The sequence below is a fragment of the Streptomyces sp. SLBN-8D4 genome (assembly GCF_049739545.1).
Classification (GTDB): domain Bacteria; phylum Actinomycetota; class Actinomycetes; order Streptomycetales; family Streptomycetaceae; genus Streptomyces; species Streptomyces canus_C.
In genome coordinates this window covers 2,384,490-2,402,102 of the sequence record NZ_JBMGQC010000001.1, presented here as the reverse complement: position 1 = coordinate 2,402,102, position 17,613 = coordinate 2,384,490, and the positions used below count along the sequence as shown (strand labels likewise).

The window sequence follows — 17,613 nt, the reverse complement described above, 5'->3', positions numbered from 1 at the left end:
GACCCGCTCGGGCGTGGCCGCCTGCTGCTGAGCCGCCAGGGGCCGTTCGGGCCCCTCGGGGGCGAAGTCGACGGCGCGGTGCCGGTCGCGGGTGCGCAGGGGACCGGTCGGGTCCCCGACGTGGTTGCAGTGGCGCTTGCCCGAGGCTTCGGCGCGGGGCGCCTTGCCGGAGAGCTTGCTTCCGGTCTGAGCTTTGGCCTCAGTCTGACGGGCTGTGTGCGCGGTTGCGAATCCCTCTGTGGAAGCGAAGAACGCGAGCGCCAGAAGGACGGCGGTGAGAACCGCTACCACGGTCCGTACCGTCGCACCTCGGAACATGCGCCCCCCTCTCGGCAGTTCACACTTCTAGTCCAGACCAACCGCTGGTCAACGGGTGGTCAAGAAACACCTTAACTCGGCAAAGTTGTTTGCTGGGTTAACTTAACGTTTCCGGCTGAAGAGAGGCTGAAGCGTGCCGGGTCGCTGACGCGAACTGGCCCTTGACGTGCGAGGTTTCGCTGTGACTAAGCGACGAGACCCTTGGCGTCGCGCGCCAGCGCGGTCAGCCGGGATATCGCGCGGAAGTACTTCTTGCGGTACCCGCCGTTCAGCATCTCCTCGCTGAACAGCCGGTCGAAGGGCTGCCCGGAGGCCAGCACCGGTACCTCGCGGTCGTAGAGACGGTCGGCGAGCACCACGAGCCGGAGCGCCGTCGACTGGTCCGGCACCGGCTGCACGTCGGTGAGGCAGACCGCCCGGAGGTCGTCGGTCAGGGCGCCGTACCGGCTGGGGTGGACCCTGGCGAGGTGCGCCAGCAGGCTCGGGAAGTCGTCGAGCGAGGCGCCCTCGGTGGCGTACGCGGCCCTGGTGACCTCCTCGTCGGTGAACGGCGCCGGTGCCTCGGGCAGCCCGCGGTGACGGTAGTCCTCGCCGTCGATGCGCAGCGGCCGGAAGTGTGCCGACAGGCCCTGGATCTCGCGCAGGAAGTCGACGGCCGCGAACCGGCCCTCGCCGAGCTTGCCCGGCAGGGTGTTGGAGGTGGCGGCGAGCGCCACGCCCGCGTCGACCAGCCTGCCGAGCAGGGTGGAGACCAGGACGGTGTCGCCCGGGTCGTCCAGCTCGAACTCGTCGATGCACAGCAGACGGTGGCCGGAGAGCGTCTGGACCGTCTTCTGGAATCCGAGGGCGCCCACCAGGTTGGTCAGCTCGACGAAGGTGCCGAAGGCCTTGAGGGAGGGCTCGGCGGGGGTGGCGTGCCAGAGGGAGGCCAGCAGGTGGGTCTTGCCGACGCCGTAGCCGCCGTCGAGGTAGACGCCACGGGGCCCGGCCGGGGTCTTCGGGGCCCTGGGCCTGCCGAGCCCGAGGAAGCCGCGCTTGCCGCCGCCGACCGCGTGTGCGCCGCCGAGGCCCGCGGCGAAGCCCTCCAGGACCCGGACGGCCTCGGTCTGGCTGGGCTGGTTCGGGTCCGGGAGGTACGTGTCGAAACGCACCGAGTCGAACCGCGGCGGCGGCACCATCTCGGCGACCAGCCGGTCCGCGGGGACGTGCGGCTCGCGGTCGCACAGGGACGGCGGGGCGGTGTCGGTCATCGAACCGGACCCGGACGCGGCGGGGGAAGTAGACACGGTTCACCATGCTAAGCGCCGTGCCACACTGCACGACATGCGACGCCTGTTCCCTGTGACCGACGAGACAGAGATCCGGAGCCCCGAGGGGGAGGCCGGCCACGACTGGAGCCTCGCCGAACTGGCCGCCGCCTACGCGTACCCGGAGCTCGGACCCGACCCCGGGACCCCCGGGGTGTGGCTGCGCGCCAACATGGTCGCCACGCTGGACGGGGCCGCCCAGCACGACGGCCGGTCGCAGCCCATCTCCACCGCGACCGACATGCGGATCTTCGGGACGCTGCGAGCCCTGGCGGACGTGGTGATCGCCGGTGCGGAAACGGTACGGCAGGAGGGGTACCGGCCCGCGCGCGTGCGGGACGAGTTCGCGGGGCTGCGGGCGGCGGCCGGACAGGGCCCGGTCCCGGCGATCGCGGTGATCACGGCCAGCCTGGACCTGGACTTCTCGCTCCCGCTGTACACCTCGCCCCTGGTGCCCACGCTGATCCTCACCGGCGCCGCGGCGGCCCCGGACCGGATCGCCGCGGCCGAGAAGGCCGGCGCGCGGGTGGTGATCGCCGGGGACGGTGTCGGTGTGGACCCCGCGCGGGCCGTGCGGGCGCTCGCCGAGCTGGGACACACCCGGCTGCTGACCGAGGGCGGCCCCCGGCTGCTCGGGCAGCTGGTGGCCGCCGGGGTGCTCGACGAGCTCTGTCTGACCCTGTCCCCGATGCTCACCGCGGGGAGCGCGCAGCGGATCGCCGGGGGGCCGTCGGTGGCCGTCCCGGCACGGTTCGAACTGGACTCCCTGCTAGAGGAGGACGGGTTCCTCTTCAGCAGGTATCGCAGGCACTGACCGCCCGGACGCGGGTTCGACCGGTACCGCTGAGGCCGACATCAGCGGAATCTGTCGTTCCGTTCAGTTTCCGGCGGGCACACTGAATCCGGCACTACCCGTGCGATCACGGGGCAGGATGGTTTCCGCAGCGCGCAGAGAAGGGGACGCCCGGTGTTCACAAGCGTTTTGATGATCGAGAAGGCCCTGACGTCCGCCGACGTGGAGTTCGTCACCACTTTGCACGGCGACGAGGCGGTCGCGTTCCATGTGCTGCTCCAGCCGCGGGGGGACCAGGCCGACCGGCTGCTGCGGGCCATCGACGACGTGGCGCTGGGCGAGCTGGACGAGGCCGTACGGGAGCGGGAGACGCCCGAGGGCGAGGACGCGAAGGGGGTGGGGGAGCGGGCCCTGGAGGTCTCCCTCCAGGCGCTCAGGGCCTCCGGGAGCCAGGCGGAGGGGCGGCTCATCGAGGACCACCCCCTGGACGCGCTGAAGGCCCTGGTCGGCGAGATCGGCGCGGACGAGGTGATCGTGCTGACCGACCCCCACTACGTGGAGGAGTTCTTCCACCGCGACTGGGCGTCCCGGGCCCGTCACAAGGTGGGCGTACCGGTGCTGAAGCTGTTCTCGCACAGCAAGGCATAGGCTGAACCCCGCATCCGTACCGCACCACCTTGGGGAGACACACGCATGGCACCCGGCCTTCCTACCGCCATGGACCGACCGCACTTCATCGGGATCGGTGGGGCCGGGATGTCGGGGATCGCGAAGATCCTCGCGCAGCGCGGCGCGAAGGTGGCCGGCAGTGACGCCAAGGAGTCCGCGACCGCGGAGGCCCTTCGCGCGCTCGGCGCGACCGTGCACATCGGGCACGCGGCCGAACACCTGGCGGCCGACGCCACCTGTGTGGTCGTGTCGTCGGCGATCCGGGCCGACAACCCCGAGCTGGCCCGGGCGGCCGAGCTCGGCATCCCGGTCGTGCACCGCTCCGACGCCCTCGCCTCACTGATGGACGGCCTCAGGCCGATCGCGGTCGCGGGCACGCACGGCAAGACGACCACGACCTCGATGCTGGCGGTCTCCCTGTCCGAGCTGGGCCTGAAGCCGTCGTACGCCATCGGCGGCGACCTGGACGCCCCCGGCTCGAACGCGCTGCACGGCGAGGGCGAGATCTTCGTCGCCGAGGCGGACGAATCGGACCGCAGCTTCCACAAGTACGCCCCCGAGGTCGCCATCGTCCTCAACGTCGAGCTCGACCACCACGCCAACTACGCGTCGATGGACGAGATCTACGAGTCCTTCGAGACGTTCGTCGGCCGGACCGCCAAGGGCGGCACGCTGGTGATCAACGCCGACCACGAGGGCGCGCGGGAGCTGACCCGGCGCGTCACGGCGAGCGGGGTGCGCGTGGTGACGTACGGCGCCGCCGCGGACGCCGACGTGCGGGTGCTGTCCGTCGTGGCGCAGGGCCTCAAGAGCGAGGTCACCGTGCTCCTCGACGGCGCGGAGCTCACCTTCGCGGTCTCCGTCCCCGGCCGCCACTACGCGCACAACGCGGTGGCCGCGCTGGCCGCGGGCGTGGCCCTCGGGATCCCCGCCGCCGAGCTGGCACCGGCCCTGGCCGCGTACACCGGTGTCAAGCGGCGCCTCCAGCTCAAGGGCGAGGCGGCCGGCGTGCAGGTCATCGACTCCTACGCCCACCACCCCACCGAGATGACGGCGGACCTGGAGGCCATGCGGGCCGCCGCCGGTGACGCCCGCATCCTCGTGGTCTTCCAGCCCCATCTGTTCTCGCGGACGCAGGAGCTCGGCAAGGAGATGGGCGAGGCCCTCGCGCTCGCGGACGGCTCGCTGGTCCTGGACATCTACCCGGCCCGCGAGGACCCGGTCCCCGGGGTGACGAGCGAGCTGATCATCGACGCGGCGCGGGCCGCGGGCGCGGACGTGACGCCGGTCCACGACAAGGCCGACGTGCCGGAGGCGGTCGCGGGAATGGCGAAGGCCGGTGATCTCGTTCTCACCATGGGCGCGGGTGACGTGACGGACCTCGGCCCGCTGATCCTGGACCGTCTCGCACAGTAAGGGGCTGAGCTTCATGTCGTACGACGTCGATAAGCCGGACGAGCAGTGGCGTGCGGAGCTGACCCCGGCCGAGTACGCCGTGCTCCGCCAGGCCGGGACGGAACCCGCCTTCACCGGTGAGTACACCGACACCAAGGCCACCGGCGTGTACTCCTGTCGCGCCTGCGGTGCCGAACTCTTCACCTCCACCACGAAGTTCGAATCCCACTGCGGCTGGCCGTCCTTCTACGACCCGAAGGACACCGACGCGGTCGAACTGATCCAGGACCGCTCGCACGGGATGGTGCGCACGGAGGTGCGCTGCGCCCGCTGCGGCTCACACCTCGGGCATGTGTTCGAGGGTGAGGGGTATCCGACGCCCACCGATCAGCGGTACTGCATCAACAGCATCTCGCTGCGGTTGACGGCTGACGAGGGCTGACCCCGGGTCCCGTTCATCGAGTCAGCCGGCCGGTTCCGCCAACTCCGCCCGTCCTGCGTCCACTTGCGATGCGGTGGCGGGCGCCCGGGCGGGATACGGTGCGGACTCGGTGATCCAGAGGGAGGCCCGATGCGCGTCGGGGCAGAGTCCGCGGTCCGGCCCGTGGCGGAGTTGCTGGTCGAGAACGCCTCGCGGTACGGCGCGAAGCTCGCGTTCGCCGATGACCGGCGGGCGGTGAACTGGGCCGAACTGGAGCTTCGGACACGGCGGTTGGCGGGCGCGCTCGGGGTGACCCGCGGGGCCAGGGTGGCGTTCTGCCTCGACAACAGCGTCGAGCTGGTGGAGGGACTGCTCGCCACGGTGCGGGCCGCCGCCGTCGGGGTCCCGTTGAGCCCGCGCGGCACTCATGCCGAGCTCGCGGCGCTGCTCGCCGACTGTGATCCCGACGTCCTGGTCGTCGACCGGCGGCAGTTGGCGCGGATCGCCAGCGTGGTGGGGCAGCGGTCACCGCGACTGGTGGTGACCGGCGAGGGGCCGGTGCCCGAGGGGGTCGTGCACTTCGACGACCTCGTGGCGGACGGCCGTTCACCCGGGCCCCGCGACGACCTCGCCCTGGACGAGCCCGCCTGGCTGCTGTACACCTCCGGCACCTCGGGCACCCCCAGGGCCGCCGTCTCCAGTCAGCGGTCCGCGCTGTGGTCCCCGGTCGCCTGCTATGTGCCCCGGCTGGGGCTCTCGGCGGACGACCGGCTGCTGTGGCCGTTGCCGCTCGCGCACACCTACGCCCACTCGCTCTGCGTCCTCGGCACGACCGTGGCGGGCGGCAGCGCGCGGATCACCGCGATGCGGGAACCGGCCGCGCTGGTACGGCTGACCGAGGAGTTTGCGCCGACCGTACTGGGCGGAGTGCCGCTCACCTACCAGCAGTTGCTGGACGCCGGACTGGGTGAGGTGCCCTCGCTGCGGGTCTGCGTCACCGCCGGGGCACCGAGCGATCCGGAGTTGCGGGAGCGCGTCGAGGCGCGGCTCGGGGCGCCGCTGCTCGACGGGTACGGCTCCACCGAGACCTGCGGCAAGATCGCGATGGAGTCGCCTGCGGGGCCGCGGGTGCGGGGCAGCAGCGGGGCCGTGCTGCCCGGCATGGAAGTGCGGTTCGTCGAGCCCGGGACCGGTGCGGAGGTCGTGGGCGCCGAGGGGGAGATCTGGGTGCGCGGGCCCGGCGTCATGCTCGGCTACCGCGACGGGGCGGGGGTGGACGGCGACGGCTGGTACCGCACCGGTGACCTGGGGCGACTGGGTGAGCATGGACACCTGACCGTCACCGGGCGCGCGAACGACCGAATCGTCCGGGGCGGGGAGAACGTCGACCCCGTAGAGGTCGAGCAGGTGCTGCGCGGACTGCCCGGGGTGCTGGACGCGGCGGTGGTGGCGCGGCCGCATCCGCTGCTCGGCGAGGTCCCGGTCGCGTACGTCGTACCGGAGGAACGGGCCCTCGACACGGGCGCACTGCTGCGGGCCTGCGCCGAAGTGCTCTCCGCGCACAAGGTCCCCGAGGACGTCCTGTTCACCCCGGCCATCCCCCGCACCGCGGCCGGCAAGCCGCGCCGGGCCGTCCTCAGGGAGGGCCTCGCCGCCCGCCCGGCCGAGGAGGCCCTCGCGGGACTCGCCGACCGGACCCCGGCGGAGCGCCGGGTGGTGCTGACCGAGCTGGTGTGCGCGGAGACGGCCGCGATCGGCGGCGCGTCGGTGGTCAACGGGGGTGTGGGTGGCCGTGGAGGTGTGACGGTCGCGGAAGTGGCCGTGGGCGGAGGGCTCGCGGCTGCCGACAGGCCCGCGGCCATGCGTGAGCCGGCAAGGGGTGGTGAAGGGTCCGGCGGTCAGGATGCTGCGGTCCGCGGCGAGTTCGTGGGTGGTGAAGGGTCCGGCGGTCAGGATGCTGCGGTCCGCGGCGAGTTCGTGGGTGGTGAAGGGTCCGGCGGTCAGGATGCTGCGGTCCGCGCCGAGTTCGTGGGCCGTGAGCGGTCCGGCGGTCAGGACGCTGCCGTCCGCGCCGAGTACATGGGCCGTGAACGGTCCGTCGGTCACGAGGCTGCCGACCGTGACGAGGCACCCGTCACCGATGCCGCGGCGATCGACCCGCACACCGCCTTCGCCGACCTCGGTCTCACCTCCATGGGCGCGATGACCCTGTGGCACCGGCTCGGCCTCCGTACCGGACTGCGGCTGCCCGCCACCCTGGTCTGGGACCACCCGACACCCGCCGCGGTCGCCGCCCACCTGGACGAACGGCTGCACGGCGGTGGATCCGCGACCGGGGTTCCGCGCCGCGGCCCCGCCGCCGAGCCGATCGCGATCGTGGCCGCCGGCTGCCGTTACCCGGGCGGGGTGCGCTCGCCCGAGGACCTCTGGCGGCTGGTGTCCGACGGCGTGGACGCCACCGGGGAGTTCCCGGCCGACCGGGGCTGGGACGTCGACGCCCTGTACCACCCCGACCCCGACCGGCTCGGGACGACGTACACCCGACGCGGCGGCTTCCTCACCGACGCGGCCGACTTCGACCCGCTGTTCTTCGGCATCTCGCCACGCGAGGCCACCGCCACGGACCCGCAGCACCGGCTGCTGCTCGAAGTCGCCTGGGAGACGCTGGAGCGCGCCGGCATCCCCGCGCCCTCGCTGCGCGGCAGCGCCACCGGCGTCTATGTCGGCCTGATGCACGGCGGATACGGCGCCGGGGCGTCGGCACACGCGCTGGAGTCGCACATCGGCGTCGGGTCGGCGGGCAGCGTGGCCTCCGGGCGGATCTCCTATGTACTGGGCCTGCGCGGTCCCGCCCTGACCGTCGACACGGCCTGCTCGTCCTCGCTCGTCGCCATGGACCTGGCCGCCGCGGCGCTGCGCGCGGGCGAGTGCACCCTCGCGCTGGCTGGGGGCGTGACCGTACTGGCCAGTCCGAAGCCGTTCGTGGTGTTCAGCAGGCAGCGCGGGCTGTCGGCGGACGGCCGTTGCCGGTCCTTCGCGGACGGCGCCGACGGCACCGCGTGGGCCGAGGGTGTCGGCCTGGTGCTGCTGGAGAAGCTGTCGGACGCCCGGCGCAACGGCCATCCGGTCCTGGCCGTGCTGCGCGGCTCCGCCGTGAACCAGGACGGCGCGTCCAACGGTCTCACCGCCCCCAACGGGCAGGCCCAACGCGAGCTGATCCGGCTGGCGTTGGCCGACGCCGGGCTGAACACGGCCGATGTCGACGTCGTCGAGGGCCACGGCACCGGAACCGCGCTCGGCGACCCGGTCGAGGCGGGCGCCCTGCTGGCCACCTACGGCCGGGGCCGCGACGCCGACGACCCGGTGTGGCTCGGCTCGGTGAAGTCGAACGTCGGGCACACCCAGGCCGCGGCCGGGGTGGCCGGTGTCATCAAGGTGATCGAGGCGATGCGCCACGGCGAACTGCCCAGGTCGCTCTACGCGGAGCGGCCGTCGCCGCACGTCGACTGGTCCGACGGGGCGGTACGGCTGCTGGACCGGGCCCGGCCCTGGCCGGAGCGCGAGCGGCCGCGCCGGGCGGCGGTCTCGTCGTTCGGGATCGGCGGGACCAACGCGCACCTGATCATCGAGGAGCCGGGGGAAGCCGAGGGGGCGGCGCCGGAGCCGCAGCGCGTCCGCTCCGGCCCGGGCACCGTCACCTCCTGGCTCGTCGGCGGCAGCGACGAGGCCGGACTGCGCGCCCACGCCCGGGAGTTGGCGACCGCGCTGGCCGACGTCGACGGGGAGGCCGACGCCCTGGACATCGCCTACTCGCTCGCGACCACCCGCGCTCCCCTCCAGCGTCGTGCCGCCGTGCTGGCCACCGGGACCGAAGGACTCCTCGCCGGATTATGCGAGTTGGCCGACGGCGCCGACAGCCCCGCACTGCGCAAGGGCACCGCGCGCGGCACCGCCAAGGTGGCGCTGCTCTGCACGGGCCAGGGCGCCCAGCGGACCGGCATGGGCCGTGAACTCGCGGCCCGCTTCCCCGCGTTCGCCACCACCTTCGGCGAACTGTGCGACTCCTTCACCCCGTTGCTCGACCGGCCCCTGCGCGAGGTGATCGACGACCCCGACAGCGACCTCCTGCACCGCACCGACTACGCCCAACCCGCCCTGTTCGCCTACGAGGTCGCGCTGCACGCCCTCCTCGCCGACTGCGGTGTCCGCCCGGACTACCTGGTCGGCCACTCGATCGGCGAACTGACCGCCGCGCACATCGCGGGCGTGTTCTCGCGGGCCGACGCGGTACGGCTGGTGGCCGCGCGGGGCCGGCTGATGGCCGAACTGCCTTCGGGCGGAGCCATGTTCGCGGTACGGGCGCCCCTGGCGGAGGTGGTGAAACGGCTCGACGAGGAACCCGGCGCCCGGGTCGCCGTAGCGGCCGTCAACGGACCCGAGTCCGTGGCGCTGTCCGGCGACGAGGAGGCGGTGTCCGCGGTGGCCGCTCGACTCGGGCGCACGGCAACCCGGTTGAAGGTCAGCCACGCCTTCCACTCGCCGCTGCTCGACCCGATGCTGGACGCGTTCCGGGAGGTCGCGGAGTCGGTCACCTACCACCGGCCGTCCGTCCCGGTGGTGTCGACGCTGACCGGCCGCCCGGAGCCGGACGCGATCCGGACCGCCGCGTACTGGGTACGCCAGGCACGGGAGACCGTGCTGTTCGCCGACGCGGTGCACTGGCTGGCGCGGGCGGGGGTGACGGCGTACGTGGAGGCCGGGCCGTCGGCGGCCCTGATCACGGCGGCCGAGGAGTGCGTCGAGCCGGACTCCGGAGTTCTGTTCACGTCCGGTGCCGAGACGGCCGCGGCCCTGGCGGAGCTGCACGTGCACGGTGTGCCGGTCGACTGGCGGTCCGTGTACGCGGGGACCGGCGCCCGGCGGCGGGCGTTGCCGACGTACCCCTTCCAGCGGAAGCGCTACTGGCTCGACGTCCGTGACCAGGGCGGCGTTGCCGACGGGAAGCTGGTCGGCGAGGCGCAGCCGGACGCCGACGGGCCCGGGACCCGGTACAGCGGTGCGCTGTCCACCGTGCGGCAGCCCTGGCTCGCGGACCATGTGATCGGCGACCGGGTGCTGGTGCCCGCGACGGTCTTCGCCGAGCTGGCCTTACGGGCGGCGGGGGCGGACGCGGCAAAGGGCCCGCTGCGGCTGGCAGAGCTGGTCTTCCACGAGCCGCTGGTGCTGCCCGCCTCGGACCCGGTGCGGATCCAGGTGGTCGCGGACGCCCGGGATGAGGCGGGGAACCGTCCGGTCACCGTGTGGGCGCGGACGGGCACGACCTGGACGCGCCACGCCGAAGCGTCGGTCGCCCCGGTCGGCACGGCTCCCGCAGCCGCCCAGGACACCGCATGGCCACCCGCCGGCGCCGAGGAGGTCGCCGTCGACTACCAGCGGCTCGCCGCGTACGGGCACCATTACGGTCCGGCCTTCCGCGCGGTCACCGGACTCTGGCGGCGCGGTCCCGAGACCTTCGCCGAGGTGGCGCTGCGGTCTCAAGAGGCGGCGGAGGCCGGCTCGTACACCCTGCACCCCGCGCTGTTCGACGCCGCCCTGCACGCCGTACTGCTGGCCGAGGGGCCCGGCGAGGCGCGTGTCCCGCTCGCCTGCACCGGTGTGACCGTGCACGAGACCGGCGCCTTGGCCGCCCGGGTCCGTCTGGAGCGACTCGGGGCCGACGAGACACGGGTGACGCTGACCGGCGTGGACGGGCGGCCGCTGGCCACCGTCGAATCCCTCGTCACCCGGGTGACGAAGGTGCGGCCGACAGAGCTGTACCAGGTGGCCTGGCGGCCCGCCGCGGAAGCCGGGCACGCCGACACCGAGCACGAACTCCTCGACACGGCAGTCCTGTTGAACCAGCCCGGTGAAGACATGCCCGGCCGGACCCGGGACCTGGTCACCGCCGTCCTCGCCCGAGTACGCGACCGGGTCGCCGGCACCCGCCCGGGCCGTCTGCTGGTGCTCACTCACAAAGCCACCGGGGACGACCCGGACCCGGCGCAGGCCGCGGTGGCCGGGTTCGTGCGGAGCGCCCAGTCCGAGCACCCCGGCCGGATCGTGCAGGTCGACCTCCGCGGCGGCACCCTCACGCCCGCGGCACGGGAAGCCGCCCTGCGCACCGGCGAACCCCAACTCGCTCTGCACGACGGCACGGTCCTGGTGCCCAGGCTGGTCACCACGGGTCCCGCGAGCACCGCGCCGCCCGCCCTCGACCCCGACGGCACCGTGCTGATCACCGGCGGCACCGGGGCGCTCGGCGCGAGCCTCGCCCGGTACCTGGTGGCCGAACACGGAGTCCGGCACCTGCTGTTGGCGAGCCGCAGCGGCCGTACGCCCCACTGGGCGGCCGAACTGGACGCGGACGTACGGGTGGTGGCCTGTGACGTGAGCGACCGGTCCGCCGTGGACGCCCTGGTCGGGTCCTGCCGACCGCCCCTGACCGGCGTGTTCCATCTCGCCGGAGTGGTGGCCGACGGGGTGGTGGACGGCATGACGCCGGAGCGGGTGGCCGAAGTGCTGGCGCCCAAGGCGGACGCCGCCTGGCATCTGCACGAGGCGACCGCGGGCCTGGGCCTGGCCGCGTTCGTGCTCTACTCCTCGGCCGCCGGAGTGCTGGGCAGGCCGGGACAGTCCAACTACGCGGCCGCCAACGGCTTCCTCGACGCGCTCGCCGCGTACCGGACCGCCCGCGGCCTGCCCGCGCGGTCGCTCGCCTGGGGACCCTGGACCACCGCGCAGCACGACGGCATGGCGGGCCGGGTCGTGCCGAACCCGCCGGCCGAGGACGAGGTGCCCGCGATCACCGAGCGGGCGGGCGTCGAACTGCTGGACTCCGCGCTGCGCACGGCGGTACCGGTGCTGGTGCCCGTCCCGTTCGCCCGCGCCACGTGGGGCGGCTCGCCCCTGCCGTTGCTCGCGGACCTGCGGCCGGCGCGCCCGACCCCGGCCGCCGTGGCACCGGCGACCGACCATGCCCCCGGTGCCTGGCGCAAGAGGCTCGCCGCCGCTCCCGAGGCCGACCGCGCGGGTGTGCTGGCCGGTCTGCTCCGCGCCGAGCTCGCTGCCGTGCTCGGCTTCCCGGACGCGGACGCCTTCCCCGCCGACCGCGAGTTCGGACAGCTAGGCTTCGACTCGCTGACGGCCCTTCAGTTCCGCAACCGGCTCAGCGCGTTCACCCGGGTGCGGCTGGCGCCGACCGTCGTCCTCGAACACCCGACGCTGGAGGGGCTGTCGGCGCACCTCCTCGCCGCGCTGGGTGAGGCTGGTGCGTTGCCCGAGCCGGCGGACACCCCGGGGCCGGGGACGACGAACACCACGGCGCAGGGGACGGCGGAGACCCCGGCGACGGAGCCGATGGAGACCCCGGCGACGGAGCCGCCGACCCAAGTGCCGTCGGCCGCCTACCGGTTCACCACCCTCTACCACCGCGTCCTGCGCGAGCAGGGCCCGCTGGAGGCGATGACCCTGCGGTACGTCTCCTCGTACGCCCTGCCGTCCTTCACCGCGGCCGACCGGGCCCGGCACACCGTCCGACCCGTCCGGCTCGCCCGAAGGGCCACCGGCGGAAGGGCCGCGGCCCTCGCCTACCTCCCCGACTACCTGGCACCGTTCCGCCGTGTCCCCACCGGCCTGGCCGAACGGTTCGACGGGGAACGGGACGTGTACCTCCTGGAGCACCCCGGATTCGGTGCCCGCAGGGCGGTTCCGGACTCGATGGAGACCCTGGCGCGGGCGCACGCCGACACGGTCCGCGAACTCGCCCGGGGCGGGCCCGTCGTCCTGGTCGGCTACTGCGCGGGCGGTGTGATCGCCCACGAGGTGGCACGCCGTCTGGCGATCGCGGGAGAGCCGCCGGCCGGTGTCGTCCTGGTCGACTCCCACGCGGGCCTGCTCCGGCGCGGGGACGCACGCGCACTCGCCCTGATGGCCGCCGGTGCCGCCCTGCCGGAGGACGTGGTCGCGGAGTTCGACGACTCGTTGCTCATCGCGGGCGGTGGCTATGCGCGCGTTCTGGAGGGGTGGCAGCCCGAGCAGGACCCGGGGCTCCCGCCCGTGCCGACGCTGCTGCTGCGGGGCCGGCCGACCGCAGAGATGCGGCGCGGCGACCCCGAAGGGGACTGGCTGCCGCACTGGCCGCTGCCCCACGACACCGCGGACGTCCCCGGCGACCACTACTCCGTCGTGCACCAGGACGCCGACTCCACGGCCGCGGCGATCCGGGCCTGGCTGACCGAGTGACCCGATCGAGAACAGGAGCTTCGATGAACCCCGAGTACGACCTGATCGTCGTCGGCGGCGGTCCGGCCGGATCGACCGCGGCGGCCGCCGTCGCGCTGCGCGGACACCGGGTGCTGCTGCTGGAGCGGGAGACCTTCCCGAGGTACCAGATCGGCGAGTCGCTGCTGCCCGCGACGGTGCACGGCCTGTGCGGCCTCCTCGGTGTCGCCGACGAGGTCGCCGAGGCCGGGTTCACCCTCAAGCGGGGCGGCACCCTGCGCTGGGGCCGCGACCCGAAGCCGTGGCAGTTCTCCTTCGCCATGACGCCCCGGCTGCCCGAACCCACCGCGACGGCCTTCCAGGTGGAGCGCTCCCGGTTCGACGAGATCCTGCTGCGCAACGCGGCCCGGGTCGGCGCCGACGTCCGCGAGGGCAGCCCGGTGCGCCGGATCGTCGCCGACGACGAGCGGGTGCGCGGGGTCGAGTACACCGACAGGGACGGCAACTCCCGTACGGCATACGGCCGGCACGTGATCGACGCGTCCGGCAACACCAGCCGGGTCCACTCCGGGGTGGGCGGGACGCGTGTGTACTCCGACTTCTTCCGCAACCTCGCCGTGTTCGGGTACTTCGCGGGCGGACGCCGGCTCCCCGAACCGAACCGGGGCAACATCTTCTGCGCCGCCTTCGACGCCGGCTGGCTCTGGTACATCCCGCTGCGCGACGACCTGACCAGCGTCGGCGCCGTGATCTCGCCCGAGCACCACCCGGCCGTACAGCGGGACCCGCGTGCCGCCTGGCAGGACATGGTCCGGGCCTGCCCCGAGGTCGCCGAGCTGCTCGACGGAGTGCCGGCCGCGACCGAGCCGCCGTACGACCGGGTACGGGTGCGCAAGGACTGGTCGTACTGGAAGACGTCCTTCTGGACGCCCGGCATGGCGCTCGTCGGCGACGCCGCCTGCTTCGTGGACCCGGTGCTCTCCTCCGGGGTCCATCTGGCCACCTACGGCGCCCTGCTGGCGGCCCGCGCGGTCAACTCCGCGCTCGACGGCAGCGTGCCCGAGGAGCGCGGCTTCGCCGAGTTCGAGACCCGCTACCGGCGCGAGTACCGGGTGTTCTACGACTTCCTCATCGCCTTCTACGACATGGAGCGCAACGACCAGTCGTACTTCTGGTCCGCGAAGAAGGTCACGAAGGTCGACAGCACCGAGGTGGCGGCCTTCGCCGAGCTGGCGGGCGGACTGGTCTCGGGTGACACGGCGGTGCTGGGCCCGGAGCGGTTCGGGGACCGGTGGAGTGCCGCGGCGGCCGAACTGGACGGCGCGGTGGGCCGGTTGGCCATGTCGGACGACCGGACCAACCCGCTGCTGTCGACGCGGGTCGTGGGCGAGACCTTCCGGACCGGCAACGACCTCCAGGAGCAGGCGCTCTACGGCGGCCCGCTGGACGAGACCGCGCCCGCCGCGCCGGGCCACCTCGTCGCCTCCCCCGACGGGCTGGGCTGGGAGAGGCAGCGGTAGAGGCAGCAGGAGAGGCAGCGGGAGAGCCCGTGATGAATGGCAGAACCACTGGTATGTTGACTTTCGGCTGAGCGAGCCAGAGGATTCCAGGGGTGACCCACTCCGAGCGCCCGTCTGCCCGCACCGCCCTCCCCGTCGACCTCGACGAGGCCGCCCACCGCTGTCTCGTCGCCGGGTTCGAAGGCACCACGGCCGTCCCCGACACCCTGAAGCGGCTCATCGACCGCGGTCTCGGCGGGGTCATCCTGTTCACCCGCAACGTGCGCGACGCGGAACAGGTGCGCCGGCTCACCGACACCCTGCGGGCCCTGCGCCCCGATCTGCTGGTCGCCATCGACAACGAGGGCGGCGGCATCGGGCACATGGTCGCCGCCGGCGCCCCGGAGGTCCCCGGCTCCTACGCGCTCGGCGTCGTCGACGACCCGGACCTCACCGCCCGCTGCGCCGACGCCCTCGCCGGGCACCTGGCCACCCTCGGCATCACCGCCTCCTACGCCCCCGTCGCCGACGTCCAGCGCCAGGCCGGCAACCCGATCGTGCGCACCCGGGCCTTCGGCGAGGACACCGCGCTGGTGTCCCGGCACCTCCGTGCCTGGATCACGGCCACCGAGGCACGCGGCATCGCCTCCTGTGCCAAGCACTTCCCGGGGCACGGCGGCACGCTCACCGACAGCCACCACGAGCTCGCCCTCGACCCGCGGCCGTACGAGGAACTCGACCTCGCCCCCTTCCGGGCCGCGATCGCCGCGGGCGTGCCGATGCTGATGAGCGCGCACGTCGTGTTCCCGGCACTGGACGCCAACCGGCCGGCCACGCTCAGCCGGCGCATCCTCGGGGACCTGCTGCGGCACGAGCTCGAGTTCGACGGGGTGCTGGTCAGCGACGCGCTGGAGATGAAGGCGATCTCCGACCTGTACGGGGAGGCGGCCGGGGCGCGCATCGCGCTGGCCGCCGGGGCGGACCAGGTCATCGTCGCCGTGCCGGATCTGAGGGTCACGCTGGAGTGCCGGGACGCGGTGCTGGAGGCGTTGCGGGACGGGGTGCTGGCGCAGGAGCGGGTGGGGGAGGCCGCCCGGCGGGTTCAGCGGCTGGTCGAGCGGTATGCGACGCCGGTGGACGAGATCGCCGTATGGGACGCGGGGGCGGGGCTGGAGGCGGCCCGGCGTGCGGTGGGCTCGCAGCCCCTCCCGGTGCCCGTGCCCGGTGCGCATGTCGTGGACCTGTTCCCGGTGCCGCATCCCGCGCTGAACTGGGGTGGGGAGGATCTGCTGACCGAGGTGCTGGCCGTCGATCCGACGGCTACGGGAGCGGCGGTGGCCGGGGAGCCGGTCGATCCGTCCGCGCTCGTCGACGTGATCCTGGCCAAGGCCGGGAGCGGACCTCTCGTCGTGGCCACGTGTGACGCGGGCCTGCACCCGTGGCAGGCCCGCGTGCGGGACGAGCTGCTGGGCCGGCGGCCGGGGGCGGTGCGGGTCGCCACGGGGCTGCCGGAGGACGGTGCCCTGTGTTCCTACGGGCGCGGGAAGGTCAATCTGCGGGCGGTCGCCGAGGTGCTGAGCGCCGCGCGTTAGCTGCGGGCCGGTAGGGGGCCGGTCGCGTTCCCCGCGCCCGTGAGGACGCTCACCTGCGGGCTCAGCTGCTACGGAACTCGAACGAGCTCCTTGATTCCCCTGGCCGCCAAGTAGCTCTCGTCCTCCGCCCGCTCCGCCAGGACCACCGCCGGACGCACGCCCTGCTGACGCAAGCGCATCCACTCCTCGAAGTACGCCCCGCCCGGCCCCGACACCGAGCGCGTGGACGGTGTGCAGTCCAGGACCAGGGCCGTGTCGCGCGGCTCGACCGACGACGGTCCCGCCCGCAGTTCGGCGATCGTCGCCGCCACCGCCTCCGCGATCGGCTTGGGCCTGCCCGCCGCGTCGAACAACCCGAGCGTGTACTCCAGTTCCGGGAAGTCCGCCAGTGACCGGTCCACGTCGTGGGAGCACCACCACGTCACGCCCCACAGGTCCGCGCACCCGGAGGCGTTCAGGATCGTCTCGCGGGCGAAGTGCGGGGCGTCGGCGGCCGGGATGTGAGGTTCCGGGGCGCCCGTCTCCTGGATCCAGACCGGGCGGGACGGGTCCTCGGCGTAGGCCTTGGCGAGTTCCGTGCCGTACTCGGCGAGGTGCAGGACCTGGGGGGAGCGGGGGCCGTACCGGCTCGCGCAGCCGCCGGAGAAGACCCAGGGGTGGACCGTGGTGACATCGCCCTTGCGGGCCGAGGCCTCCGGGGTGAAGGGGTGGTCGTCGCCGTACCAGGCGGCGTCGTACGCGGAGTGCGTGACCAGGCCGCCGTCGGCGCCGAGGCCGTCCCGGGCGGCCGCCAGCAGCGTGTCCAGGTAGTGGTCGACCTCCGCCGCCGTCGCCGGGTTGTGCTCGATCAGGTTGTTGAGCTCGTTGCCCAGCTGGAGGCCGATGAGGTTCGGGCAGCCGGCGAGGGCGCGGCCGAGGGTGCGGAGCAGGTCCGCCTGGGCGTCGATGGCGTCCGGGTCGGTGAAGACGTTGCGGTGGTGCCAGCTGCGGGTCCACTCCGGGTAGAAGTCGAAGCTCGACAGATGGCCCTGCACGCCGTCCACCAGCACGTCCAGGCCCGCCTCGGCGGCCAGGTCCACCAGCTGCGCCAGCTGGTCCACGGCGGTGGAGCGGATGAGCGTGCGGTTGGGCTGGAGCAGCGGCCACAGGTGGAAGACCCGGACGTGGTCGAGCCCGAGCCCGGCTATCTGGGCCAGATCCTCGCGGGTGCGGGCCGGATCGAAGTCGTGCCAGGCGTGGAACCAGCCGTGGCGGGGCGTGTAGTTGACGCCGAAGCGGAGCGTGGGAATGGGATCCTCCTCGGGTTCGGCCAGGTCCGACCTCGGTCCGGCTCAGGTTCAGCTCTTGTCCTGCGCGAATG

The 17,613-nt window shown here is 73.6% G+C and carries 9 protein-coding genes; 7 read left to right on the top strand and 2 right to left on the bottom strand.

Translation table 11 applies throughout. The features are described 5' to 3' along the window. Positions 1-503: 503 nt before the first annotated feature. Positions 504-1,604, bottom strand: a complete 1,101-nt coding sequence (gene zapE / locus RKD20_RS10645; RefSeq protein WP_424877517.1) for a cell division protein ZapE — start codon at positions 1,602-1,604, stop codon at positions 504-506. 37 nt (positions 1,605-1,641) lie between these two features. On the opposite strand from zapE, the gene RKD20_RS10640 reads away from it, so the two are divergent. From RKD20_RS10640 to RKD20_RS10610, 7 genes are all read left to right on the top strand, one after another. Beyond that, on the top strand, positions 1,642-2,439 hold the full coding sequence (locus tag RKD20_RS10640) for a pyrimidine reductase family protein (protein WP_424877516.1): 798 nt from the start codon (positions 1,642-1,644) through the stop codon (positions 2,437-2,439). 153 nt (positions 2,440-2,592) lie between these two features. Beyond that, positions 2,593-3,066, top strand: coding sequence for an indole-3-glycerol phosphate synthase (locus tag RKD20_RS10635; RefSeq protein WP_424877515.1), 474 nt, complete (start codon positions 2,593-2,595; stop codon positions 3,064-3,066). A gap of 45 nt (positions 3,067-3,111) precedes the next feature. Continuing rightward, entirely contained in the window at positions 3,112-4,503 is a 1,392-nt protein-coding gene (murC, locus tag RKD20_RS10630; protein ID WP_424877514.1) for a UDP-N-acetylmuramate--L-alanine ligase, read from the top strand. Positions 4,504-4,516: 13 nt separating this feature from the next. Continuing rightward, positions 4,517-4,924 carry a peptide-methionine (R)-S-oxide reductase MsrB gene (gene msrB / locus RKD20_RS10625; RefSeq protein WP_424877513.1) on the top strand — a complete coding sequence of 136 codons (408 nt, stop codon included), beginning with the start codon at positions 4,517-4,519 and terminating at the stop codon, positions 4,922-4,924. Positions 4,925-5,053: 129 nt separating this feature from the next. Next, positions 5,054-13,183: an SDR family NAD(P)-dependent oxidoreductase gene (locus RKD20_RS10620; protein WP_424877512.1), complete on the top strand. Its 8,130-nt coding sequence runs from the start codon at positions 5,054-5,056 to the stop codon at positions 13,181-13,183. A 23-nt stretch (positions 13,184-13,206) separates the two neighbouring features. Beyond that, entirely contained in the window at positions 13,207-14,682 is a 1,476-nt protein-coding gene (locus RKD20_RS10615) for a tryptophan 7-halogenase (protein ID WP_424877511.1), read from the top strand. Positions 14,683-14,774: 92 nt separating this feature from the next. Further along, positions 14,775-16,253, top strand: a complete 1,479-nt coding sequence (locus RKD20_RS10610) for a glycoside hydrolase family 3 N-terminal domain-containing protein (RefSeq protein WP_424877510.1) — start codon at positions 14,775-14,777, stop codon at positions 16,251-16,253. Between the two features lie 68 nt (positions 16,254-16,321). Here the strand turns inward: RKD20_RS10610 and RKD20_RS10605 are convergent, their stop codons facing one another. Continuing rightward, positions 16,322-17,566 carry a glycoside hydrolase 5 family protein gene (locus tag RKD20_RS10605; RefSeq protein ID WP_424883193.1) on the bottom strand — a complete coding sequence of 415 codons (1,245 nt, stop codon included), beginning with the start codon at positions 17,564-17,566 and terminating at the stop codon, positions 16,322-16,324. Positions 17,567-17,613 lie beyond the last annotated feature (47 nt).